20 protein-coding genes, 5 tRNA genes and 1 pseudogene are annotated in these 23,009 nt (G+C 74.1%); 10 read left to right on the top strand and 16 right to left on the bottom strand.

Annotated elements, in window-relative coordinates; translation table 11 throughout:
• Position 1 precedes the first annotated feature (1 nt).
• A complete protein-coding gene (locus tag ACQP26_RS08660; RefSeq protein WP_013284884.1) occupies positions 2–640 on the bottom strand; it encodes a response regulator in 639 nt (212 codons plus the stop codon).
• 187 nt (positions 641–827) lie between these two features.
• Between ACQP26_RS08660 and ACQP26_RS08655 the strand changes: the two genes are divergently transcribed.
• A complete protein-coding gene (locus ACQP26_RS08655; protein ID WP_269701094.1) occupies positions 828–1,802 on the top strand; it encodes an Acg family FMN-binding oxidoreductase in 975 nt (324 codons plus the stop codon).
• A 69-nt stretch (positions 1,803–1,871) separates the two neighbouring features.
• Here ACQP26_RS08655 and ACQP26_RS08650 read toward each other — a convergent pair whose 3' ends face one another.
• Complete coding sequence (locus ACQP26_RS08650; RefSeq protein ID WP_433495383.1) at positions 1,872–2,873, bottom strand: NAD-dependent epimerase/dehydratase family protein; 1,002 nt, start codon at positions 2,871–2,873, stop codon at positions 1,872–1,874.
• A gap of 1,179 nt (positions 2,874–4,052) precedes the next feature.
• On the opposite strand from ACQP26_RS08650, the gene ACQP26_RS08645 reads away from it, so the two are divergent.
• Together ACQP26_RS08645 and ACQP26_RS08640 are read left to right on the top strand one after the other, a co-directional pair.
• Positions 4,053–4,628 carry a hypothetical protein gene (locus ACQP26_RS08645; protein WP_269701096.1) on the top strand — a complete coding sequence of 192 codons (576 nt, stop codon included), beginning with the start codon at positions 4,053–4,055 and terminating at the stop codon, positions 4,626–4,628.
• 122 nt (positions 4,629–4,750) lie between these two features.
• Entirely contained in the window at positions 4,751–5,659 is a 909-nt protein-coding gene (locus ACQP26_RS08640; RefSeq protein WP_433495382.1) for an IS5 family transposase, read from the top strand.
• A gap of 88 nt (positions 5,660–5,747) precedes the next feature.
• Here the strand turns inward: ACQP26_RS08640 and ACQP26_RS08635 are convergent, their stop codons facing one another.
• The 3 genes from ACQP26_RS08635 to ACQP26_RS08625 form a co-directional block, all read right to left on the bottom strand.
• Positions 5,748–7,343 carry a PKD domain-containing protein gene (locus tag ACQP26_RS08635; protein ID WP_433495381.1) on the bottom strand — a complete coding sequence of 532 codons (1,596 nt, stop codon included), beginning with the start codon at positions 7,341–7,343 and terminating at the stop codon, positions 5,748–5,750.
• A gap of 204 nt (positions 7,344–7,547) precedes the next feature.
• A tRNA-Val gene (locus ACQP26_RS08630) sits at positions 7,548–7,619 on the bottom strand.
• An 11-nt stretch (positions 7,620–7,630) separates the two neighbouring features.
• Positions 7,631–7,703 (bottom strand) — tRNA-Gly (locus tag ACQP26_RS08625).
• Positions 7,704–7,863: 160 nt separating this feature from the next.
• Between ACQP26_RS08625 and ACQP26_RS08620 the strand changes: the two genes are divergently transcribed.
• The gene (locus tag ACQP26_RS08620) at positions 7,864–8,109 is read left to right on the top strand and encodes a DUF6458 family protein (protein WP_013284878.1); all 246 of its coding nucleotides are present in this window, start codon (positions 7,864–7,866) and stop codon (positions 8,107–8,109) included.
• Between the two features lie 75 nt (positions 8,110–8,184).
• Here ACQP26_RS08620 and ACQP26_RS08615 read toward each other — a convergent pair whose 3' ends face one another.
• The 6 genes from ACQP26_RS08615 to ACQP26_RS08590 form a co-directional block, all read right to left on the bottom strand.
• On the bottom strand, positions 8,185–8,928 hold the full coding sequence (locus ACQP26_RS08615) for a hypothetical protein (protein WP_269701098.1): 744 nt from the start codon (positions 8,926–8,928) through the stop codon (positions 8,185–8,187).
• Positions 8,929–9,023: 95 nt separating this feature from the next.
• Positions 9,024–10,448, bottom strand: a complete 1,425-nt coding sequence (locus ACQP26_RS08610; protein ID WP_433495380.1) for a response regulator transcription factor — start codon at positions 10,446–10,448, stop codon at positions 9,024–9,026.
• A gap of 102 nt (positions 10,449–10,550) precedes the next feature.
• Positions 10,551–11,369 (bottom strand): isocitrate lyase/PEP mutase family protein, encoded by an 819-nt coding sequence (locus ACQP26_RS08605; RefSeq protein ID WP_281578603.1) that lies wholly within the window; start codon positions 11,367–11,369, stop codon positions 10,551–10,553.
• A gap of 112 nt (positions 11,370–11,481) precedes the next feature.
• Positions 11,482–11,556: transfer RNA gene (locus tag ACQP26_RS08600), tRNA-Val, on the bottom strand.
• A gap of 12 nt (positions 11,557–11,568) precedes the next feature.
• Positions 11,569–11,639, bottom strand: a tRNA-Cys gene (locus ACQP26_RS08595).
• A 34-nt stretch (positions 11,640–11,673) separates the two neighbouring features.
• A tRNA-Gly gene (locus ACQP26_RS08590) sits at positions 11,674–11,746 on the bottom strand.
• 275 nt (positions 11,747–12,021) lie between these two features.
• Between ACQP26_RS08590 and ACQP26_RS08585 the strand changes: the two genes are divergently transcribed.
• Together ACQP26_RS08585 and ACQP26_RS08580 are read left to right on the top strand one after the other, a co-directional pair.
• Complete coding sequence (locus tag ACQP26_RS08585) at positions 12,022–12,624, top strand: TetR/AcrR family transcriptional regulator (protein ID WP_269701101.1); 603 nt, start codon at positions 12,022–12,024, stop codon at positions 12,622–12,624.
• A gap of 251 nt (positions 12,625–12,875) precedes the next feature.
• Complete coding sequence (locus tag ACQP26_RS08580) at positions 12,876–13,937, top strand: IS110 family transposase (protein WP_433495379.1); 1,062 nt, start codon at positions 12,876–12,878, stop codon at positions 13,935–13,937.
• 25 nt (positions 13,938–13,962) lie between these two features.
• Here the strand turns inward: ACQP26_RS08580 and ACQP26_RS08575 are convergent, their stop codons facing one another.
• On the bottom strand, positions 13,963–14,808 hold the full coding sequence (locus tag ACQP26_RS08575) for a hypothetical protein (protein WP_433495378.1): 846 nt from the start codon (positions 14,806–14,808) through the stop codon (positions 13,963–13,965).
• Between the two features lie 190 nt (positions 14,809–14,998).
• On the opposite strand from ACQP26_RS08575, the gene ACQP26_RS08570 reads away from it, so the two are divergent.
• The 4 genes from ACQP26_RS08570 (at position 14,999) to ACQP26_RS08555 (ending at position 18,724) form a co-directional block, all read left to right on the top strand.
• Positions 14,999–15,667 carry a class I SAM-dependent methyltransferase gene (locus ACQP26_RS08570; protein ID WP_269701103.1) on the top strand — a complete coding sequence of 223 codons (669 nt, stop codon included), beginning with the start codon at positions 14,999–15,001 and terminating at the stop codon, positions 15,665–15,667.
• Between the two features lie 9 nt (positions 15,668–15,676).
• On the top strand, positions 15,677–16,840 hold the full coding sequence (locus tag ACQP26_RS08565; protein WP_433495377.1) for a cytochrome P450: 1,164 nt from the start codon (positions 15,677–15,679) through the stop codon (positions 16,838–16,840).
• A 133-nt stretch (positions 16,841–16,973) separates the two neighbouring features.
• Positions 16,974–17,906 (top strand): ABC transporter ATP-binding protein, encoded by a 933-nt coding sequence (locus ACQP26_RS08560; RefSeq protein ID WP_433495376.1) that lies wholly within the window; start codon positions 16,974–16,976, stop codon positions 17,904–17,906.
• The gene (locus ACQP26_RS08555) at positions 17,903–18,724 is read left to right on the top strand and encodes an ABC transporter permease (protein WP_433495375.1); all 822 of its coding nucleotides are present in this window, start codon (positions 17,903–17,905) and stop codon (positions 18,722–18,724) included. Before ACQP26_RS08560 ends, ACQP26_RS08555 begins: the two co-directional genes overlap by 4 nt.
• 15 nt (positions 18,725–18,739) lie before the next feature.
• On the opposite strand, the gene ACQP26_RS08550 is transcribed toward ACQP26_RS08555, so the two are convergent.
• From ACQP26_RS08550 to ACQP26_RS08535, 4 genes and pseudogenes are all read right to left on the bottom strand, one after another.
• On the bottom strand, positions 18,740–19,417 hold the full coding sequence (locus tag ACQP26_RS08550) for a response regulator transcription factor (protein ID WP_357092615.1): 678 nt from the start codon (positions 19,415–19,417) through the stop codon (positions 18,740–18,742).
• Positions 19,414–21,069 carry a sensor histidine kinase gene (locus ACQP26_RS08545; protein ID WP_433495374.1) on the bottom strand — a complete coding sequence of 552 codons (1,656 nt, stop codon included), beginning with the start codon at positions 21,067–21,069 and terminating at the stop codon, positions 19,414–19,416. The genes ACQP26_RS08550 and ACQP26_RS08545 overlap by 4 nt, the downstream gene beginning before the upstream one ends.
• A 46-nt stretch (positions 21,070–21,115) precedes the next feature.
• Positions 21,116–21,847, bottom strand: a complete 732-nt coding sequence (bioD, locus tag ACQP26_RS08540; protein ID WP_433495373.1) for a dethiobiotin synthase — start codon at positions 21,845–21,847, stop codon at positions 21,116–21,118.
• Positions 21,844–22,979, bottom strand: a pseudogene (locus ACQP26_RS08535) (8-amino-7-oxononanoate synthase). Before ACQP26_RS08535 ends, bioD begins: the two are co-directional and overlap by 4 nt.
• Between the last annotated feature and the right edge of the window lie 30 nt (positions 22,980–23,009).

Here is a 23,009-nt window from a genome sequence, read left to right as displayed (position 1 = left end):
GTCAGGTGTTCTTGCCGAGCAGGCGGGTGGCCAGCACCGCCGCCTGCGTACGCCGCTCCAGGCCGAGCTTCGCGAGCACGCTGGAGACGTAGTTCTTCACCGTCTTCTCGGCCAGGAACATCTTCCCGGCGATCTCCCGGTTGGTGAGCCCCTCCGCCACGTACTCCAGGATCCGCCGCTCCTGCTCGGTGAGCGACTTCAGCTCCCGGGGCTGCTCCACGCCGCTGCGAATGCGCTCCAGCACGCGGGTGGTGATCGCCGGGTCGAGCAGGGACTGCCCCGCCGCCACCCGGCGGACCGCGTCCACCAGGTCGGTGCCGCGGATCTGCTTGAGCACGTACCCGGCGGCGCCCGCCATGATCGCCGCGAACAGCGCCTCGTCGTCCTCGTACGAGGTGAGGATCAGGCCCTTGATCGAGGAGTCCACGGCGCGGACGTCCCGGCAGACGTCGATGCCGTTGCCGTCGGGCAGCCGGGCGTCGAGGATCGCCACGTCGGGGCGCAGCGCCGGGATGCGGCGCGCCGCCTCCTGGGCCAGGCCGGACTCGCCGACCACCTCGATGTCGCCGCTGCTCTGGAGCAGGTCGGCAAGGCCACGACGGACGACCTCGTGGTCGTCGAGCAGGAACACCCGGATCATCAGTCCTTTCTACCCGCTTTCCCGCCCCCGTAGCACGGGTCGAAAGTCCCGTCCTGCCCGCGTCGGCCGGGACCGACGGCCGGGCCCAGGTGGGGACCTCCGGCCCTGCTCACCGCGCCGCCCGCTGACGCACCGTAGTGGTGTACCCGGCCGGGGAAGCCGGCGCCGCACGAGAGGGAGCACCACCATGACGACCGAATACACCGGCGAGCAGCTGCGGGCCGCGGTCGCCGACGCGGTCCGGGCGCCGTCGCTGCACAACACCCAGCCGTGGCGGTTCCGGCTCGTCGACGGCGGCATCGAGGTGTCCGTCGACCCGCTGCGCGGCCTGCCCGCCACCGACCCGACCGGATGGGGCGCACGGATCGCCGCCGGGGCGGCCCTGTTCAACCTGCGGCTGGCGCTCGCCGTCGCGGGCACCCCGGCCACCGTGCGGCTGCGCCCGTACCCCGCCGACCCGGACGTCGTGGCCCGGCTGGTGCCGGACGTGCCGCGCCGCCCCACCCCGGTCGAGCAGAGCCTGTACGGGGCGATCAGCCACCGGTTCAGCAACCGCGCGCCGTTCTGGCCCGACCCGGTGCCGGCCGAGGCCCGCTGGCGGCTCGGCGAGGCGGCCCGCGCCGAGCAGTGCTGGCTGGAGCTGGTGATCGGCACCAGCGCCGTCAACGCGGTCGCCGAGGTCGCCCGCAGCGCCCACCGGGTGCTGGAACGCGACCCCGCGTACGTGGCCGAACGAGCCGAGTGGATCCGCTCCGAGCCGGCCCCGGACGGGGTGCCCACCGGCGCCGGCGGACCGCAGAGCGAACCGCAGGACCTGCTGCCCCAGCGCGGCTTCGGCGGCCGCAACCGCGCCCCCGGTCGCGACTTCGAACCGGAGCCGCTGGTCGCGGTGCTCGGCTCGGCCGGCAACACGTCCGCCGACCAGATCCTGGCCGGGCAGGCGCTGCAGCGGGTGCTGCTCACCGCCACCGACGCCGGGCTGAGCGTGTCGATGCTGTCCCAGCCGATCGAGGTGCCCGCCGCGCGCGAGGCGCTGCGGATGTCGCTGGGCCGGTTCGGCACCCCGCAGATGGTGATGCGGATCGGGTACGGCCAGCCGGGCCGCGCCACCCCGCGTCGCCCGGTCGAGGAGGTGCTGGACCTCCCGGTCGCGTCGGCCTGACCCGTACCCCTCCGCGGGTCAGGCCGGGCGTCCCGGCCCCTTGTGCCGGCTGCGCGCTCCGGCGCCGACTCAGGCCGGGAGCGTGGCCAGCAGGGCGGCTTCCCGCTCCGGCGCCAGGCCGACCGGGGCGCGCGCCGGGCGCCCCGCGCGGTCCGGCACGCGCCCCACCTCGCGCAGCCACCGCCAGGTGTCGGCGACCGTCTCGGTCACCGGCCGGCAGACCAGCCCCGCCGCGTACGCCCGCTCGACGTTGCGCTCCTGCAACCAGCGGTACTCGTGCCCCCGCGGAATCCACACCGGCAGGTCGTTCCACGGCTCCACCCCGGCCGCCAGAATCGGCTCCGGCGCCGCCCACCGCAGCGTCGCGTCCGACCCGGTCGCCGCCACCGCCGCGTCGAGCAGGTCACCCATCGTCGCGTGCCCGGTGCGACCCACCACGTTGTACGCCCCGCCGACGCCCTCGGCACCCCGGTCCAGCAGCCAGATCGCCAGGTCGCGGACGTCCACGTACTGGATCGGCAGGTCACGCGGCCCCGGTGCCAGCACCTCGCCGCCCCGGGCGATCCGGTTCAGCCACCACGGCAGCCGCCCGATGTCCTCCCCCGGCCCGAGGATCAGCCCGGCGCGCGCCAGCAGCGCCCGGTCACCGAACACCCGCGTCGCGGCGAGTTCCCCGCCGGCCTTGTTCGCCGGGTAGTCACCGTCGTCGGCGTCCGCGTCCGCCGCCACCGTCAGCGCCTCCTCGCCGGTGCCGAGCTCGACGGGGGGCGCGTACACCGAGCCGCTGGACACGTACACGTAGTGCGGCACGGCGTCGACGAGCGCCGACGCCGCGTCCCGTACCGCCCGGGGCGCGCCGTCCCACGTGTCCACCACCAGGTCCCACTCGCCGCCGGTGAGCGCGGCCAGCCCGTCCGGCGCGGTCCGGTCACCCCGCAACCGGTGTACGCCGTCCGGCACCCGCCCGTGTACGCCCCGGTTGAACACTGTCACCTGCCAGTCGCGGCGTACCGCCTCGGTCACCACGGCACCGCCGACAAAGCCCGTACCGCCAAGCATCAGGAGTCGCATACGTCCCAGCGTGCCGCCCCGCGCCGCCCGGCAGGCGTCCCGTTCACGGTAAGCAGATCTGCCAACGGCAGAACCACGGGTCAGCCCGGCGCAGACGGGCGCGCCGCGCTGCGCCCGGCGAGCGGGAGATCTGCCGCGCCGTCCGCCCCCGCGCACCCGCACCCGCACCCCTGCCCCGCCGATCTTGGAGTTGTGGTGCCACGAATTGCCCCGTTCAGCCCCCTTCGCGAGGTGCCACAACTCCAAGATCGACAAGCTCAGCAAGATCACGGCGTTTCCGGGCGCCCCTGAACGCCGCTCGCCAGGGTCACCCGCGATCTTGCACTTCGGCGCCCCGCATAACGCCCAAAAGGGACGACGGTAGGGCCCAACCTGCAAGATCGGCGCGGCCGTCGCGGGGCCTCTGTCCACCCCTCGCTCCACCCCTCCCCCGAGGCGTCGATCATGAACTTGACGGCGCCTGGTGTCCGTTTTGTCGCCGCTAACCTCATGATCAACTCTGTGGAGGGGTGCCCGGGGAGGGCTTGTTCGGGTGATCAAGGAGTTTGTGGGCTTGTGGGCGTCGGATGGTGCCGCTAACTCCTTGATCACGGGGTGCCGGGAGGTGCTCGGCGGTCTCGGTGAGGGTTGGGCGGGTGTGGGGTGGGTGTCCGGGTTGGGGTGGTGGGCGGCACTGTGGTGGCGGAATCGTGGGCGGGTGCCGGGCGTTGTAACCGGGTGAACGACCGAGCACCGGCTGCCGCCGAGCGAGGCGGTGCTGGCTGTGGGCACAGGCCCAGGGCCGCGGTCGTTGAGTACGTCTCCGACGGCGTGAGCCGCATGGAAGCTTCCCGCCCGGCTGGTCGTTGACGATGGTTGCGACGACGCGTCAGGGCCCCGGGAATGATCCTGGCCGGCGGGTCGTTGGACACGGTTCCGACGACGCGTCAGGGCCCCGGGAATGATCCTGGCCGGCGGGTCGTTGAACACGGTTCCGACGACCTGAACCCCTCCGCGCCGCACCCCCGGTGGTGGCCTGAAGGCCCCGGGAATGATGCCGGGTGGCTGGTCGTTGGACATGCTTCCGGCGCCGCGTAGAGGCCCCCGCCCCGCGAGCAGCCGAAACCCCCAGTCTTTTGAGCGCCTGACGGTGCCCACGCATCCCCCCGGGTGCGTCGACCCCCGAATGGAGCACACGTGATGAACACGATTCTGCGTAAGAGCGTTCTGGGTATTGCTGGTCTGGCTTTCACCGGTGGCGTGTTCGCCGGTCCGGTCGCCGCCCACGCCGCGGACACCACCGCGCACGCGAAGCCGGTCACGGCGACGGTGCAGGGTGACAAGCTGATCCCGCACGGCGTGCAGGGCGCCCAGTCGCGCATCGACCTGAACGACGAGCAGACCGCCAACGTGAAGGCGATCATCGCGGCGACGAAGAAGGCCGGCATGGACGAGCGCGCCGCGGTCGTGTCGATCGCCACGGCGTTGCAGGAGTCGAAGCTGGAGAACCTCGGTCACCTGGGTGACCGTAACGACCACGACTCGCAGGGCCTGTTCCAGCAGCGCCCCTCCTCCGGGTGGGGCACGGTGGAGCAGATCACCGACCCCGAGTACTCCACCACCGCGTTCCTGAAGGGTCTCAAGCAGGTCGACGGCTGGAAGGACATGCCGCTGACCAAGGCCGCCCAGACGGTGCAGGTGTCGGCCTACCCGGACCACTACGCCCAGTGGGAGCAGCAGGCCGCCGACCTCGTCGCTGAGCACTGGAACAAGTAAGGCGAACAACTAAGTGAGTGTTTGAGATTTGGGGTGCGGCGGCGTGTTGGGTTGAGGTGAGGGAAGGCCCTCGGTAGGTCCGGTGGTGTCGAGCCAACCGTTTCCATACCGAGGGCCTTCTGATGACGTTGTACCCGATCACTGTCACGCCGTCCGCGTCGCCCCGCCGTTATCCGTCGCAGCGGGTGCGGCGGGAACGGGAACGGGCGGTGCGGCGGCGGTATCCCGGTGATCTGACCGATGCGCAGTGGGCGTTGATCGCGCCGCTGGTCACGCCGGTGTCGGTCGGTCGGCGGGGGCGGCCGCCGTCGCATCCGATGCGGGCGATCGTCACGGCGATCTTGTATGTGGCCTGCACCGGTTGTCCGTGGCGGGCCCTGCCGCGGGAGTTCCCGCCCCCGGGGACGGTGTACTGGTGGTTCGCTCGATGGCGCGATGACCACACGTTGATGCGTCTGCACGACCGGTTGCGGGAGCAGTGCCGCACCGCCGCCGGACGGCACGCGCATCCCAGCGCCGGAGCGATCGATTCTCAGTCGGTGCGCGCCGCGGACACCGTGCCCCGACACAGCCGCGGTTTCGACGTGGCGAAGAAGGTCAACGGCCGTAAACGCCACATCGTCGTGGACACCATGGGCCTACTCCTGGCCGTCATGGTCACCGGCGCGCACGTCAATGACCGCAGCATCGCCCGTGACCTGCTCTGGCGCACCCGGCTGTTCCACCCCCGCCTACGCCTGCTCTGGGCAGACGGCGGCTACATCGGCACCCTGAGCACCTGGGCCCGCCACGCCCTCGACCTCACCGTGCACCTGGTCCACAAACTCCCCGGACAACACACCTTCGTCGTGCTGCCCCGCCGCTGGGTCGTCGAACGCACCTTCGCCTGGATCAGCAAGAAACGCCGCTGCGTCCGCGACTACGAACGCCTACCGGCCAGCCACGCCGCCTTCGTTACCTGGGCCATGATCCACGTCATGGTCACCCGCCTGGCCCGACACACGAAACCGGCCCAGGCAACCCACACCTGAGCCGGAATCTCAAACACTCACTAAGAACGCAGCGAAAGGCCGGCACCCCGAACCAACGGGGTGCCGGCCTTTTCGCGTACCCGATGGGTCAGGCCGGGGGCAGGACGAACGTCCACGTGGTGGTGGTCGTGCTGGCCGCGGCGCCGGTGGCGGTGAGTCCGCCGTAACTGCCGGTCGGCACGCTGCTCGCCGAGTCGGCGAGCAGGCCGGTCACCCGGCCGCCGCCGGTCTGCGAGGTGTTGCTGCGCACCGCCACGCCCGCCGGTGGGGTGAGGGCGGTGGAGGTGCTGTCGCCGTGCAGCCAGTACGACACGGCCCAGCTCTGCGCGGCGGTCACCGGCGCGTACGGGGTGATCCGTGCGGCGGTACTCGCCGGATCGGTGGCCCTGGCGAACACGGGCGCGACCGGCGCCACTCCCCGGTACGCGGCCAGCACCAGGTTGCCCTTCGCCTGGCTGTCCAGTGTCACCCGGACCGCCGTGCCGGCGTCACCGGCGCTCGCGGTCTTCCACCAGGCCGTGGTGGTGGCGAAGCCACCGTCGAGCCGGTCGAGCCGGGTCCAGCCGGTCACCCCGGTCGGCTCACCGGTGCCGGTGTGCGTGTTCTGGCTGAGCACGAGCAGCAGCGTGTCACCCGCCTGCACGCCCGACGGGACGGTGACGGTGTGGCTGGTCCAGTTGGCGTTCGCGGTGGCCTGGCCGACGAACGAGATCCGCTCCGGTACGGGCGCGACAGTCACGTCGACGGTTGCGGTGCCGGTGGCGCCCCGGTCGTCGGTGACGGTGAGCGTGACGGGGTAGGTGCCGGCGGCCGCGTACGTGTGGGACGTGGTCGGCACGGAGGCCGTGCCGGTGCTGTCCCCGTCGCCGAAGGTCCAGCTGTGGTTCTGGATCGCGCCGTCGGCGTCGGTGGATCCGGCGCCGGAGAACGTGCACACCAGCCCGGAGCAGGTCGGCGTCAGCGCGGCCACCGGCGCCTGGTTGGCCGGGCCGCCCGATCCCTTCAGGATCTTCACGTAGTCGATGTCGCCGGCGAAGTAGTCGCAGGTGACCTTCGTACCGTCGCACTGGCTCTTGCCGCCGACGGACAGCGGCCACGTGTTGGCGATGGTGCCGGTCGGCCCGTTGAGGCGGCTGGTCCGCACGCCGTCGACGTACATCTCCACGTACGCGGAGGTGCGGTTGCAGGTGATCGTGTGCCACTGGCCGTCGGAGATCGGCACGTCCGTGTAGCCGGTACGGGAGGCGCCGTCCGCGCCCCGGAACAGGCACTTCGGCTTGCCGTTCGGCGCCTCGAACTTCCAGTAGCCGCCGGCGGTGTTGCCCTGTCCCTTCTGGAGGATGTTCCCGAAGGAGTACGTGGTCCGGTAGCGGATGGTCACCGAGAAGTCCCCGGCGTCCGGGTTGAAGTCGGTGCTGTGCGGCACCAGGTCGACGTGGCCCGGGACGTACTCCTGGTCGGTGGGCAGGTGCGTGGCGAAGCGGTGGCCGGTCGCCCCGGCGTAGAGCGCGCCGGTGACCACCTCGTCGCCGATCGCGCCGTGGCGGCCGTTGCCGCTGTAGTCGGTCAGGACGGTCGACGACGCCGGCTCGTCCATGCTGAAGAACGCCACCGTCCTGGTCGCGGTGGCCTGCGCGGGCGCGGCCGAGACCGTCACCCCGGCCGCCGCGACGACAGTCGCCACCCCTAATCGGGCGGCCGTCCGCCGCCACCGTCCCCGCTCGATCGTTGTCATGTGACCGCCTCCCTGCGCATCGGGCATCACAGTGACACGCCTGGTGGCAGCGGCAGAATAATCCGCACGGTGGACCTGGGAGACCGATGTAGCCGGTGCGGGCTGTCCGGTGGGAGACGACCGCCTGTCGACCGGCGGCGTGGTGACTCTCGGTGGGCGATACTGGGTTTGAACCAGTGACCTCTTCCGTGTCAAGGAAGCGCGCTCCCACTGCGCCAATCGCCCGGGCAATCGCGAGCGGACGACGGGATTCGAACCCGCGACCCTCACCTTGGCAAGGTGATGCGCTACCAGCTGCGCTACGTCCGCGTGCCGCCGGATTCGCGCCGGCGACGGGGTGAACTCTACCCGATCCCAAGATCGCCGTGCGGCAGACCCCCGCCGCGCCGGATGGCCGTGTGGTTGCGCTGCTCGCCGCCGGGGTACTGAGGCCGGTGACAGCACAACCATCCCCCCGAAGGAGGCTGTCGTGGGTATCGGTACGAGCATTTTTCTGATCGCGGTCGGCGCGATCCTCACGTTCGCGCTCAACGCCAGCGTCGGCGGGGTCGACCTCGACGTCGTCGGCTGGATCCTGATGGCGGCCGGCGTCCTCGGCCTCATCATGACCACGCTGGTCTGGGGCCGCCGTCGCCAGGTGGTCACCACCACCGCCGAGCAGCCGGTGGAGTACCGCCGGGTCGAGGAGCGCCGGGACGTCGCCCCGCCGATGTGACAGCACCGGGGCCGACGGAGCTGATCGGTCCCGAATCGGGCCGGCCGGATCACCCGATCCGACCGGCCCGCTCTGCTACGGCCGCTCGCCGGCGGTCACGGCGCCATCGGTGGCCGCGGGGCCGGTGGCGGCGCCGTCGATGGCGGCGCGGTCGATGGCGGCGCGGTCGGTGGCGGCGCGCAGCCCGTACCAGCCGATCGCGGCCACCAGCGCCACCTGCACCAGGTAGCTCACGACGACCACCGCACGACCGGCGTCCTGCGGCACCAGCACGAACGCCACCACGTAGACGAGGGCGGCGATCACCAGCGGGCGGGGCATGGTGCGCCCGATCAGGATCCCGACGAGCGCCAGGACCATGCCGAGGACGATCGCCAGCTGGCTGCCGAGGATGGCCGGGAGCAGCCCGTCCAACTGGTCGTTGAACGTGTCGAACAACGCGCGTCCCTCCGGCTCGGGCAGGACGGACGGGTCGGCGGCGTAGGCGAACGGCAGCACCTCCGCGGTGATCGCCAGCGCGAACACCACCGCACCGAGGCCGGCCAGGAAGGCGCCCACCAGGTTCAGCACGCCCGCGCGGCCGCGGGCCAGCGCGACGATGAACACCGCCGCGGCGGTCCAGGAGACGGCGTACGCGGGCCCGCCCAGGTAGAGGTTCATCGGCCAGTACGCGGCCCCCAACTCGCGGACGTCGTCGTAGTGGATCGCGCCGTCGAACGGCGGCTCCCATAACATGAACAGGGTCCGCCCGGCCAGGGAGACGAGGAGCAGGACGAAGAGGGCGACGAGCGCGGCGCGGCGCAACTGCGGTACGGGCACGGTGAGAGCCTCCGTCGATTCAGGTGTCGCCCCACCGTGCCGGGAACCGGCCGCACGGGCATCGGCCTCAACACCTATCTTCGGGAAAGCACTGCTCAGCGCGGCTGTCGCGCGTGCTCCAGCCAGATCCGCGCCGCCCGTACCCGCCGGTTCGTGTCGCCGCCCGGGGTGAGGTCGAGCTTGACGAAGATGGCGCGCAGGTGGGCGTCGACGGTCCGCTCCGACACCACGAGCTGCGCCGCGATCCCCGCGTTGCTGGCGCCTTCGGCGAGCGCCGCGAGCACCTCGCGCTCGCGCGCCGTCAGGCCGCCGACCGATGCCGGGCCCGCCCCGGCCGACGCCGGGACGCGCACCGCCGCACCGGAGGCGTCCGGCGCGGTCTCCACTGCCACACCGGCCGGCTCAGCGACGTCCGCCGTACCCGCCGCGCTGCCCGCCTCCGTACCCTCCGCTCCGTTGCGCGTCGTCACCGGCGCTGCCGGCGCGGCGGTGAGCAGCGCCGCCAGCCGGCCGGTTCCGGCCCACGCGCCGCCACCGACGACGACGGTCGTCGCCGACACGACCAGGGCGACCGAGGTCGGGCCGAGGGACGAGCCCGGAGCGGCCACGAGCGTGCCGGCCCCGACGACGAGCAGGGCCGCCGCGGCCAGGCCGGTCGCGCGCACCACGATGCCGACCCGGCGGGCCTCGGTGGCACCCCGGGCGGCGGTGACCGCGCAGGCGGCGGCGAACACAGCGGCGCCGGACAGGGCCACCAGGAAGGCGACCGAACCCAGCGACGGCTCGACGTCACCGGGCGCGCGTGCGACGGCGAGGAGCAGGCAGAAGACGACAGTCAGCGGTGCCGCGGTGGTGGCCGCGGCGGCCACACCGAGCCGCGCCCGCACGGTGTGGTGCGAGCCGAAGGCGGCCCGCCAGAGCGTCACCGGCAGCAGGAGCAGCGCCGCCACGCCCAGCACTGTGACCGCGGCGCCGACCGGGGCGAGCGCGGTACGCCAGGACTCCCCCGCGATGGTCGGCAGCCCGTCGAACGGCTCGCTCGCCGTCGTCAGCAGCGCGTTGGCGAGCGTGGCCGCGCCGAGCACGAGACCCACGTACCGGTGCGCCTTCGGGGTGGCCGCGCCGGTGCGGACGGCGGCCGAGGCGGTCAGTTGCAGGAGGGCGAGCGGCGGGATCCACGCCGAGTTCCACGCGGCGACGGCCGGCCCGGCCCATCGGTGGCCGGCCGCGACGGTGGCCACCGCCAGGACGGCGAGCCCGAGGTACGCCAGCAGCAACGCGGCGAGCCCGGTCGCCAGCCGCCCGGCGGCGCGGTGGCCCGACCGGGCGAGCCGGAGCGCGGCGACGGATACGGCCACGGCGGCGACGGCCAGGGCGAGAGCACCGACCGGATCGGTCGCGAAGCCGCCGTGACCGGCCGCGCCCAGGGCGGCGAGCGCGATGACGCACGTGCCCGCGGTGATCCCGGCGACGACTGGCAGGCCCAGCAACGCGGGCACCGGGCGGACGGAGGCGGTCATCCGCGGCTCCCCCGCCGGGCGGCGGCTCCGCGGATCGGATGCGCGGTCACCGGCACATTCAACCCGCTACCCGGCCCCGCGGTCGATGCCGCGCCGTCCGGTTCAGCTCCGCATCAGCTCGTTCAGCGCGTCGAAGTCGAGCCCACCGGCGAGCGCGCCGTACGTCCCGGCGCCGAGCACCTCGGCCGCCGCCCGCTGGGCCACCGCGTAGGCGGCCTCGGCCACCGCCGGGCCGATGCTGACCCGGGCCACGCCGAGCCCGGCCAGTTCGGCGATCGGCGGTGCGCCCGGCCCGGCCAGCACGTTCAGCGGCGCCGGGATCGCCGCCGCCAGCGCGGCCACCGTCTCCGGTTCCACGGTCCCGGGTACGAAGATCCCGTCCGCGCCTGCCGCCAGGTACGCCTCGGCGCGCGCGACCGTCTCGGGTACGCCGCCGGCCCGGCGCAGATACGTGTCCACCCGCGCGTTGACGTACAGCGGGACGCCGGCGCGGTCGGCGGCGGCCCGGACGGCGGCGAGCCGGGCGACCTGCTCGTCGACAGGGCGCAGCGGTCCTCCGCCGTCGTGCCGGGAGTCCTCCACGTTGACGCCGACGGCCCCGGCCGCGAGCACGGCGGTGATCGTCTCGGCGACCTCGCCGGGGCTGTCGCCGTACCCGGATTCGATGTCGGCGGTGACCGGCACGCGGACCGCCTCGGTGACCCGGCGGATCACGTCGACGGCGGTGTCCCGGGCGAGCACGTCGCCGTCCGGGGCGCCGCGGCTCCACGCGACCCCGGCGCTGGTGGTGGCGACCGCCCGGGCGCCGGCCGCGGCGACGATCCGGGCGCTCAGCGCGTCCCAGGCGTTGACGAGGATCAGTGGGTCACCGGGTCGGTGCAGGTCACGGAACCGCTGTGCTCGGGTCTGCTGATCGTCCACCGGGCCAGTCTGGGTGGGCGGCCGCGCCGCGGCAATGGCCAGCGGGGCGGCACTGGACTGATCGACGACGACGAGAAAGGCCGTACCGAATGATCGGCACGGCCTTATCCGCTGGTGGGCGATACTGGGTTTGAACCAGTGACCTCTTCCGTGTCAAGGAAGCGCGCTCCCACTGCGCCAATCGCCCTCGTCTACTGCGAGGTGGAGACGGGATTTGAACCCGTGTACACGGCTTTGCAGGCCGTTGCCTCGCCTCTCGGCCACTCCACCGAGGTTGCCCCCGAACTGCGTGGCGGCATCTCCGAGCGGACGACGGGATTCGAACCCGCGACCCTCACCTTGGCAAGGTGATGCGCTACCAGCTGCGCTACGTCCGCACGCCCCCGGTGTTATCCGGTGACGGATGAGAACTTTAGCCGAGCCCGGGAACGGTTGCCAAATCGGGTCCCCTTCCGGCGCGTCCGGATGTCGCCAGCGCCTCGTGGCCTCGGCTTCCTAGGAGCCTGGGTGGCTGACCTCGGAGGGCCGGCGGGCAGGGCCGCGACCTGCGGAATCCGCTCGGCGAGCCGAGTGTCCGGCATCCGACTGTGCTGCGGCCGACCGGCCGCCTCGGTAACTCCCTGTGGTCATACGGATGGGTTACCGTAACGCCGTGACGAGACGAGCCGCCGAGATCCGCCTGGACGCGCTGCTGCGTACGGCCTGCGAGGTGATCGCGGAAAGAGGGCTCGCCAACACCCGCACCGCCGACGTGGCCGAGGCCGCCGGGGTCAGCCAGGCGCTCGTCTTCTACCACTTCGCGACGAAGGACCGGCTGCTCGCGCAGGCCTTCGCGTACGCGGTCGAGCAGGATCTGGCCCGCCTCGACGCGGTACTGCGCTCCTCCGCCCCGCCGCTGGCGAAGCTGCGCCGGATGCTGCGCCTCTACGCGCCGACCGGCCGGGCCACCTCCTGGTCGATGTGGATCGACGGCTGGGCGGAGTCGCTGCGTACCCCGGAGTTGGAGAAGCTCTCCCGCCGCCTCGACCTGCGCTGGCGGCAGGACCTGGCCGCGGTGATCAGCGACGGGGTCGCCGAGGGCACCTTCGACTGCCCCGACCCGGCCGGCGCGGCCTGGCGGATCAGCGCGGTGATGGACGGGCTGGCGGTCCAGCTCTCGGTGCACGAGCGGGTGATCACCCGCCGGCAGATCGCCGAGTGGATCCGCCTGGTGGCCGCGCGCGAACTGGGCCTGGAGCCCAGCCAGCTCGACTGACTGTGAGCATGGCGGGGTCGGTTCAGTAGTGATGAGCTGATGGCTGGCAGTGGCAGGCGTGACCCTTCGTCTGACTGGCTTTGTGCCCTTGGCGGGACTTGTCCGTCTGCTGCTGCCAGCGCCGGCCCGGCGGGAGACGTTTGGCCTGATCAGGAGCTTGACCGCCAGTTAGCGGCTGGCGTGTCTCATCACAGTCCTGCCATCTCCGCGCCGGACCGGACCTCGCGTCCCCCACGGTGAGGAGAGAACGCATGTCCATGCTGGCAGATCTGGTCGAGGTCGTCATCGGCGTCGACACCCACAAAGACACCCACACCGCCGCGGTCCTCGATGCCCGCACCGGTGCCGTGCTGGCACGGGTCAGGGTGAACACCGACCCGGACGGCTACGCCGAGCTGGTAGCCCTGGCCGATGAGCAGTCAGGGTTGCGGGCCTGGGCGCTGGAGGGCACCGGCGGCTACGGCGCCGGCCTTCACCGTTATCTGGCCGATGCCGGTGAGCCGGTTGTCGAGCTGGACCGCCCCAAGCGGCCGACTCGCCGGGCCGGGGCGAAGTCCGACCCGATCGACGCCGAACGCGCCGCCCGTGATGCCCTGGCCCGCACCCGGCTGACGCAGCCCAAGACCGGGCCTCAGCGGGCAGCGCTGCAGATGCGGCTGACCGCCCGCCGGGCGGCCGTCGAGGCTGCCACCGCCGCCCAGCGGCAGCTGCACGCGATGGTCATCACCGCTCCCGAAGCGGTGCGAACCCGCTTTCGCGGGCAGCGCACCCGAACGATGATCACCACGGCTGGCCGGCTGCGACCGACCACGGCCGGTGGCGACATCGAGGCCGCCACCGCGCTGGCAGTGTTACGTGATCTCGCCCGACGCATTCGGACCTTGGAAACGGAGGCAGCCAGCCACGAGACAGCCATCCGCATGATCGTGCGCTCCTGGCGCCCCGACCTGCTCGACCTCACTGGCGTCGGACCCATCGTCGCCGCCACCGTCCTGACCGCCTGGTCCCACCCCGGACGCTGCCGCAACGACGCCGCGTTCGCCATGCTCGCCGGCGCCGCCCCGATCCCTGCTTCCTCCGGCAAAACCATCCGCTACCGGCTCAACCGCTCAGGCGACCGGCAACTCAACCGCGCCCTGCACACCGTCGCCCTGTCCCGACTGCGCTACGACGAACCCACCCGCGCCTACGCCGACCGCCGCCGCGCCCAAGGCAAAACCGACCGAGAGATCAAACGCTGCCTCAAGCGATACATCGCAAGAGACCTCTACCGACGCCTCGAAAGCCCACCCCAGCCACTTGACGCGCCATAGGAGCGTCCACCCCACGCGCGGCGCGTCAGTGCCAGCGAGGACGGGGGCGTTCGAAAGGTGGCGGGAGCGGCTCCGATTCGGCGTTCGCGGCGGCCGGGCGCAGCAGGCGGCGCATCCGCAGCAGCAGCCCGGCGCCGAGGAACAGCAGGAGGCCGCCGAGCAGGAACGCAGCCTGCACGATGCCGAATCCGCCGCTGTCCGCCACCGGCCGCCCGGCCACGCCACCCGGCGGCGGAGGCTCCACCACTGCCGCGTCGGTCGGTTCGTCGGTCACCGGGTCGTCACTGGGCTCCTCGGTGGGCGGCTCGTCGCTCGGCGTCTCGGTGGGCTCCGCGCTGCTCGGCGAGGGCGTCGGCTCACGCGCCTCCTCACCTACCACCTCACGGGAGGCGGTCCGCCGGGCCAGCAGCCGCAACTGCGGGTCGTACGCCTCGGCGGCGAAGCTCACCCGCCCGCGCCCGACGTCCTCGGCGAACGCCACCCGGTAGCGGGCGGTCACGGTACGGCCGGGACAGAGCACACCCGGGTCGAGCTGCCGGTCGGTGAGCCGGGCGGTGTCTCCCTCGGTGCGGATCTCCAACGGGAACGAGCCGCTGTCCTCCACCCGGTCCACCTTGAGCTGGTCCAGCCGCAGGCCCTGCACCCGCACCAGCATCGACCAGCGCACCTTGACACAGCCGCCCCCGTCGGAGCGGGACAGCACGGCGGACAACGTCTCCACCCGGTTCCCCGCGGTGAACTCGTCCGGCAGACCGCTCAGCTCGGTGGAGAAGGCCGCCGCCGCTCGCGCCGGCACGGCCCCGCCGTACCCGGTCCCGGCCACGAAGGTCAGCACCAGTCCGATCCGCAGCGCCTGCCGCCACCCGCTCACCACGCCTCCTCACCCTCGGTCGTGTCCACAGGCAACGCTAGGAGCGCGCCGGGCACGCCGGTAGACGGGCGTGTTCGCATCCAACGCCACAACACGAGGCCTGTTTCACCGAGCGTGGTGAACCGGTCACGACCCCGCCGCGACACGCCCGGGATGCCGGTCCGGAACCGGGGTGGGACACAATTCTCCGGTGTCCGAGCTGTCCGCCGCGTTCGTCCGGCTGCACGCCCGTCTCGCCCCGGTGGCGTTCGTCCCCGAGGTGCTGCTGCACCAGGCCGACGAGCCGATCGGCCTGTGGGAGCTGACCGAGGGTGAGTTCCGCAGCGCCCAGCCGCCGCCGTTCTGGGCGTTCGCCTGGGCCGGCGGGCAGGGACTGGCCCGTTACGTCACCGACCATCCCGAGGTGGTCGCCGGCCGCCGGGTGCTCGACCTGGCCTCCGGCTCCGGCCTGGTCGCCGTCGCCGCCGCCCGTGCCGGCGCCGCCGCCGTCCGGGCGGTCGAGGTGGACGAGCGGGCCGTCGCGGCCGTCGCGCTCAACGCCGAGGCCAACGGGGTACGCGTCGACGCCGAACTCGGCGACATCCTCGACTCCGACGCGGGCGACGCCGAGGTGGTGCTGGCCGGGGACGTCTTCTACAGCGAGGCGATGGCCCGCCGGATGCTGCGTTTCCTGCTCCGGGCCGCCCGCGCCGGCGCCCGCGTCCTGGTGGGCGACCCGGGCCGGGCGTTCCTGCCCCGCGAACGGTTCCACGAGCTGGCCGCGTACGAGGTGCCGGTGTCCGAGGCGCTGGAGAGCGTACGGGTGAAGCACACCACCGTGTGGGAGCTGGACCCGAACCCGCCGGGTGCCCGCCGCTAGCGTTACCGCGTGCTGTTCCGGGGCTGGGGGGAGTCCGTCGACGGGCAGTGGCCCGACACGGCCACCGTCGTCGACCACGTCGGCGTGCCGCACCTGGTGGTGACCCGGCACGCGCTCGTACGCCAGGTCCTCACCGACCCGGTGACGTTCCGGCCGGACAACGCGCTCGACGCGGTCACGCCGATCCCGGTGGCCGCGCTGCGGGTCCTCGCCGGGCACCGGTTCCGGCTGCCGCCGACGCTGGCGAACAACGGCGGGGCGAGCCACCCGGAGATCCGGGGCATCGTCGCCGACGCGCTGCATCCGCATCGGGTGGCCGCGCAGCGTCAGTGGCTGACCGGACTGGTCCGGGAGCGGGTGGCCGCAATGGCGGCGGAGCTGGACGCGGGCCGCCCGGTCGACCTGTACGCGGGGCTCGCCGCCGACCTGCCGCTGCTGGTGCTGGCCCGGCTGGTCGAGCTGCCGGACGCCCCGGTCGGCGCGGTGAAGGACTTCGCCCGGGCCGCGCTGGAGCTGTTCTGGGCGCCGCTGGAGGAGTCCCGGCAGCTCGCACTGGCCGCCGAGGTGGGCCGGTTCCACACCGTGCTGCGCGAGTTCGCCGCCACCGGGGGCGGGCTCGCCGCGCGGCTGCGCGACGCCGGGGACTCCCCCGACGTGGTGGTCGGGGCGCTGTTCTTCCTGCTGGTCGCCGGTCAGGAGACCACCTCGCAGTTCCTCACCCTGCTGCTGCACCGGCTGTCCGGCGAACCGGCGGTACGGGCCGGGCTGCGCGCGGGCACCGTCGCCGTGGACGACGTGGTCGAGGAGGGGCTGCGGCTGGAGCCGCCGATCGTCACGTGGCGGCGGGTGGCAGCCGTCGACACCACGCTCGGCGAGGTGGCCGTACCGGCGGGCACCAGCGTGGTGGCGTGGCTGGCCCGCGCCGGGCGCGACCCAGCGGTGGTGGACGCGCCGGGCGAGTTCCGCCCGGGGCAGCCCGGCTCGCGGCGGCACCTGGCGTTCGGCGCCGGGCCGCACCGCTGCGTCGGCGCGCAGCTGGCCCGGATGGAGGCCGCGGTGGTGGTCGCCGAGGCCACCACTCTGCTCGACGACGTGACGGTGGTGCGTCCACCGTGGTGCCCGGACAACCTCACCTTCCGGATGCCGGACGCGTTCGTGGTCCGTCGCGCCTGAGTCCTGCGGGTGTTAGGAAGGGACCCTTTACCTACCGGAGGCGTTAATAGGGGGCCCTTCCTTACGAAAGTCAGGGTGGGTGGCTGCCGTTCGACGGCGGCGGGGCACCCCCGCCGGCCCATAGCGTCGCCGCATGATCACACTTCGTGCGTTGACGAAACGGTTCGGCGACGTGACTGCCGTCGACGACCTGACCGTCGAGATCCGCCCCGGGCAGGTCACCGGGTTCCTCGGCCCGAACGGCGCGGGCAAGTCCACCACCATGCGGATGGTGCTCGGCCTGGACCGGCCCACCGCCGGGCAGGCCCTGGTGAACGGCCGGGACTACCGCACGCTGCGGCACCCGCTGCACGAGGTGGGCGCGCTGCTCGACGCGACAGGCGTGCACCCGGCCCGCTCCGGCGTGGCGCACCTGCGGGCGATGGCGCGCAGCAACGGCGTACCGGCCCGGCGGGTGAGCGAGGTGCTCGACCTGGTGGGCCTGGACGCCCGCGCCGCCGGCAAGCCCGGCCGGACGCTGTCGCTGGGCATGGGTCAGCGGCTCGGCATCGCCGGCGCGCTGCTCGGCGACCCGCCGGTGCTGCTGCTCGACGAGCCGGTGAACGGGCTCGACCCGGACGGCGTGCGGTGGATCCGGGGCTTCACCCGCCGCCTCGCCGACGAGGGACGCACCGTCCTCGTCTCGAGCCACCTGATGAGCGAGATGCAGCAGACCGCCGACCGGGTCGTGGTGCTGGGGCGCGGCCGGCTGGTGGCCGACGCGCCGCTGGCCGAGCTGATCGCCGCCCGGCCCGCCGCGTCGGTCCGCGTACGCGGCCCCGAACCGGCCGCGCTCGCCGCCCTCGGCGACCGGCTGGCCGCCGAGGGCGCGACTGTCACCGCCGACGAGGGCGGGATGTCCGTCGCCGGCAGCACCGCCGGCCGGGTCGGCGACCTGGCGCACGAGATGGGGGTACGGCTGCACGAGCTGACCCCCGTCGCCCCCTCCCTGGAGGAGGCGTTCCTGGAGCTGACCGCCGACAGCGTGGAGTACGCCGCCGGCCCGACCGGAGGTGGCGCCCGATGACCGCACAGTCCACGCTCGACCCGGCACGCCGGACCGCCCGGCCCGCCCCCGCCGGGCATCCGCTCGCCGGGGCGGTGGCCGCCGAGTGGACGAAGCTCTGGTCGGTGCGCTCCACCTGGTGGACGCTGCTCGCGGCGGTGCTGACCATGACGGCCACCAGCGCCCAGCTCGCCATCTACGCGCAGAACGCCAACACCGACGACGACCCGGCCAACAACCCGGGCGTGGTGGACGTCGGCGAGATCGTGGCCGGGTCGCTGGAGCTGACCCAGTACGTGGTGCTGGCGCTCGGCCTGTTCGCGATCACCAGCGAGTTCACCACCGGCACGATCCGCACCACGCTGCGCTGCACCCCGTCGCGGGGCCGGGTGCTGGCGGCCAAGGCGGTGGTGGTGGGCGCGGTGACGTTCGGCCTCGGGCTGCTGCTCGGCACTGTCGGCGCGGTGACGGCCCGGCCGGTGCTGGGCGAGTGGGGCCGCGCCCCGCTGGGCGGGACGGTGGCCGACGTGGTGGCCGCCGCGGCGTACCTGGCGCTGATCGGTGTGCTGGCGCTCGGCCTGGCGGCGGCGCTGCGCGGCGCGGTGCTGGCCCTGACCGTGCTGTTCGCGTTGCTGATGATCGTTCCGCTGTCGTTGCAGGAGCCGGACATCACCGTGCTCACCCGGATCGCCGACGCGTTCCCGGGGGTGGCCGGCAACCACTTCCTGGCCGGGGACACCACGCCGTACCCGGCAGCGGCAGGGCTGCTGCTGCTCGCCGCCTGGACCGCCGCCGCGCTGGCGCTGGGCCGGTGGGCGCTGGCCCGGCGCGACGCCTGAGCGGGGCGGGGCTGGTCAGCCGGTGGGCGGGACCAGCCCCGCCTCGTACGCGAGGATCGCCGCCTGCACCCGGTTGCGCACGTCCAGCCGGGTGAAGATGCTGGTCAGGTAGCTCTTCACGGTGCCCTCGACGAGGTGCAGCCGGCGGGCGATCTCGGCGTTGGACAGTCCCGCGCCGACCAGCGCCAGCACGTCGCGTTCCCGGTCGGTGAGCCCGGCCAGCCGGTCCCGCGCGTACGGGCCGCGGGCGAGCCGGCCGCCGCTCAGCTCGATCACCCGGCGCGCGACCCGGGGCGACAGGTACGCCCCGCCGTCGGCCACCGCACGCACCCCCGCCAGCAGTTCGCGCGGATCACCGGACTTGAGCAGGAACCCGGCGGCGCCGTGGCCGAGCGCGCGGGCGATCAGGTCGTCGTCGCCGAACGTGGTGAGCATGACCGCCGCCGTCTCCGGCACCAGCCGGCGGATCTGCGCGGCGGCGCTGAGCCCGTCGCAGCGGGGCATCCGGATGTCCAGCAGCGCCACCCGGGGCCGGTGCGCGCGGACCATCTCGACCGCCGCCAGGCCGTCGCCCGCCTCACCGACCACCTCGATGCCGGGGTCGGCGGCCAGGATCGCCCGGACCCCGGCCCGGACCAGTGCCTCGTCGTCGGCGAGCACCACTCGCAGTGGGCGGTCGTGGTCGTTGCTCATTGTTCGATCCGCTCCTTGCTGACCAGCCGCCCGTCGGCGAAGCAGAGCCGCCAGGTCGCCTGGGCGAACGGGAAGTTGCCGTCGGTGTAGAACTCGCAGCCCGGCACCGCGCCGGTCGCGGGCGGGTCGGCCTGGCGGCGGGGCAGACCGAGCGCCTCGCGCGGCTCACCGAGGCGCAGCCGTTCGTAGCCGGACCGGTCCAGCACCGCGCCCGCGGTGGCGAGCGGGTAGTAGACGAGCGCCAGCACCAGGGCCAGCCCGGCGGGCGCGCCGATCGCCACGAGCAGACTTCGCCGCACCCGCCGCCGGGCCTCCCGCAGCCGCCGGGCCGCGTCCCCGTGTCCATCCCGGCCGGGTACGCCGACGCGTCCGGCGTCGAGCGGGTCGATCTCCGCGAGGTCGTCGCCGGGTCGCGGGGCGGTCGCCCCGGAACCGTCATCCGGGCCGGTGGCCGGCGGACCGGCGTCGGCGAGGGCCGGCGTCCCGGAGGCCCGGATCGGGCCGGCGACCGGTGAACCGGCGTCCGCGCGGCCGGGCGGCGGCGTGCCGGGACGGGCCGCATCAGCGAGCGGGACGTGTGCGGTGACCGCCCAGCCGCCGTCGCACGGGCCGGCGTCCAGCACGCCGCCGGCGAGGCGTACCCGCTCGCGCAGCGCCAGCAAGCCGGAGCCGTGCGACGGCGGCCCGGGCAGCGGACCGGCCGGCGGCGGCGCGTTCACCACCGCGACAGTCACCGCGCCGGCATCGCGTGCCACAGCGACGGTGACCGGGGCACCCGGGGCGTAGCGGGCGGCGTTGGTGAGCGCTTCCCGGACCACCCGGTGCACCGCGTGCGCGGGCAGCGGCGGCAGGTCCGCCTCGTCGGCGCGCAGGTCGACGGTCATCCCGGCGTCGCGGGCGCCGTCGACCACGTCGGCGACCGTCTCCCCCGGCGGCCGCAGCGTGTGTTCCTCGCGCAGCACGCCGATCACGTCGTGCAGGCGTTCGGTGGCGGCGGCGACGCTGGCTCGCAGCTCACCGGCCGCCGTCCGGTGCGCCGGGGACAGGTCCGGCGCCAGTTCCAGCGCGCCCGCCCGCAGCGCGATGAGGCTCAGATCGTGGCCGAGCGAGTCGTGCATGTCCTGCGCGATACGGGCCCGCTCGCGCAGGCGTACCCGCTCGGCCTCGGCCCGGCGCTGCGCCTGCGCGTGCCGCAGCCCGGCGTCGGCGAGCGCGCGGTGCTGCCGCCGCAGCCGGCCCAGCAGCCAGGGAAACACCCCGGCGAACAGCAGCACCGAGGCGAGCAGGAACCAGGTGGACGGCTCGGTGCCGAGCAGCCCCAGGTTGAGCACCGAGCCGGTGACCGCGATGGCGGCGAAGACGGCAGCGGCCGGTGCGGCCCGGTCGCTGCGCCGCCCGGCGAGGTAGCCGAAGACCGGGATGGCGAACACGACGTTGCCGTCGACGAGCGAGCCCGCCACCACCGCGAGCACCGCGACCAGCGGCCACCGGCGCCCGATCCACACCGCCGTGCCGAGCAGCGCCAGCGCGGCGGCCAGCGGCGGCAGCTCGCCGATCTGCGGCGGGGTGAGCCGGCCGTACGCCACCGGCGCCGCGAGCACGGCCCAGAGCAGCAGGTCACCGGCCCGGCGCTGTCGTTCGCGGGGTTCCACGGCGGTCACGCTACCCACGCCCGGCCGGGGCGGACACCGACGAAAGTCAGGTCTCCTCGGCCCAGGCGCGCCAGTCGTCGAGCACGCCGTACAGGGCGGGAGTGAGCCACCCGGGAGCGGACCGGCGGAACACGCCCGGGTCCATCCCGCCCGCACCGGCCGGCACCGCGCCGAGCAGGTTCGGCAGCAGCTCGGACAGGTTGAGCCAGTGCACCAGTTCCGGCTCGGTCGGCCAGGCGCCGATCACCACACCGGCCGGGACGGCCCGTCGTTCCAGCGCCTCCAGCGTGAGCGCGGTGTGGTTGAGCGTGCCGAGCCCGGCCCGCGCCACCACCACCGCGGGCGCGCCGAGCGACACCGCCAGGTCGGCCACCGTCCACGGCTCGCCGGACGGGCGCAACCCCATCGGTACGAGCAGCCCGCCCGCGCCCTCGACGAGCACCAGGTCGTGCTTGTCCGCCTCCTCGCGGATCGCGTCGACCGCGTTGTACAGCTCCAGCGGCGGCAGCTCCGCCACCCGGGCCGCGGCCAGCGGGGCCAGCGGATCGGGGAAGCTGGCCAACGTCCGGCCGGTCGGCGGGGCGGCCAGCCGGGTCACCGAGTCGACGTCGCCGGGCTCGCCTGTCGCCGTACCCGTCTGGCCGGGCTTGACCACGGCGACCCGCAGGCCGGCCGCCTGCGCGGCGGCGGCGACGGCGGCGGTCACCACGGTCTTGCCGACCTCGGTGTCGGTGCCGGTCACCAGCACCGGCCCGGTCCAGGCGTCGCCGAGGCTCATGGCGCACACTCCACGATTACGTCCAGGGCCCGGTCGAAGTCGGCCCGGTCCACCCCGGCGCTGACGGTGAGCCGCAGCCGGGACCGGCTGTCCGGCGTGGACGGCGGACGAAAGCAGCCGACCGCCACGCCCCGGTCCCGGCAGGCGGCGGCCCACGCGGTCGCCTCCTGCGGGCCGGGCGCGGTCACCGAGATCACGGCGCCGTCCGGGGCGGACACGGACAGCCCGGCCGCGCCGAGCCGGCGCACCGCCGCCGCGACCCGGTCGGCCAGCTCGGCGCGCAGCGCGTCACCGGCGCGGGCCAGGCGCACCGCGGCGCGGACCCCGGCCACCACGGCGGGCGGCGGCGCGGTGTCGAAGATGAACGTGCGGCCGGTCTCCACCAGGTGGCGGACGAACTCAGCCGGCCCGGCGACCACGCCACCGGCCCCGCCGAGCGCCTTGGACAGCGTCGCGGTGACCACCACGTCGGGTGCGCCGGCCAGCCCGGCGGCGGCGACCCCGCCGCCCCGGCCGGGCCGGTGACGCCGAGCGCGTGCGCGTCGTCGACGAGCAGCAGCGCGCCGTGGCGGCGGGCCACCGCGTGCAGCTCCGCGAGCGGGGCCAGGTCACCGTCGACGGAGAAGACCGACTCGGTCACCACCACGGCCGGGCGGCCCGGCGCGGCGGCCAGCGCCGCGGCCACCGCGGCGACGTCCGCGTGCGGCGTCACGAGCGTCTCGGCGCCGGAGATCCGGCAGCCGTCGATCAGCGAGGCGTGGTTGTGGGCGTCGGAGACGAGCAGCGTACGCGGCTGCGTCAGTCCCCGGACGGCGGCGAGGTTGGCCAGGTAGCCGGAGGAGAAGACGAGCGCCCGGTCGACGCCGAGCCAGTCGGCCAGGTCGTCCTCGAGCGCGTGGTGGGCGTCGGTGGACCCGCGCACCAGGCGCGACCCGGTGGCACCCAGCCCGTACGCGGACAGGGCCTGCGCTGCGGCGGCGGTGACCTCGGGGTGGGTGGCCAGGCCGAGGTAGTCGTTGCCGGCCAGGTCGACCACGGCGTCGTCGGCGGCGCGGGGGCGCAGCGTGCGGGTCAGCCCCGCCCGGGCCCGCAGCTCGGCGCGGCGGTCCAGGGCCGCCAGCCAGTCCGCCACCGTGCCGTCCCCTCCCGCCGACTTCCCGCC

It is taken from the genome of Micromonospora sp. CA-248089, assembly GCF_050948515.1.
Taxonomy (GTDB): Bacteria; Actinomycetota; Actinomycetes; order Mycobacteriales; family Micromonosporaceae; genus Micromonospora.
This window is presented reverse-complemented; position numbering and strand designations above follow the sequence as displayed.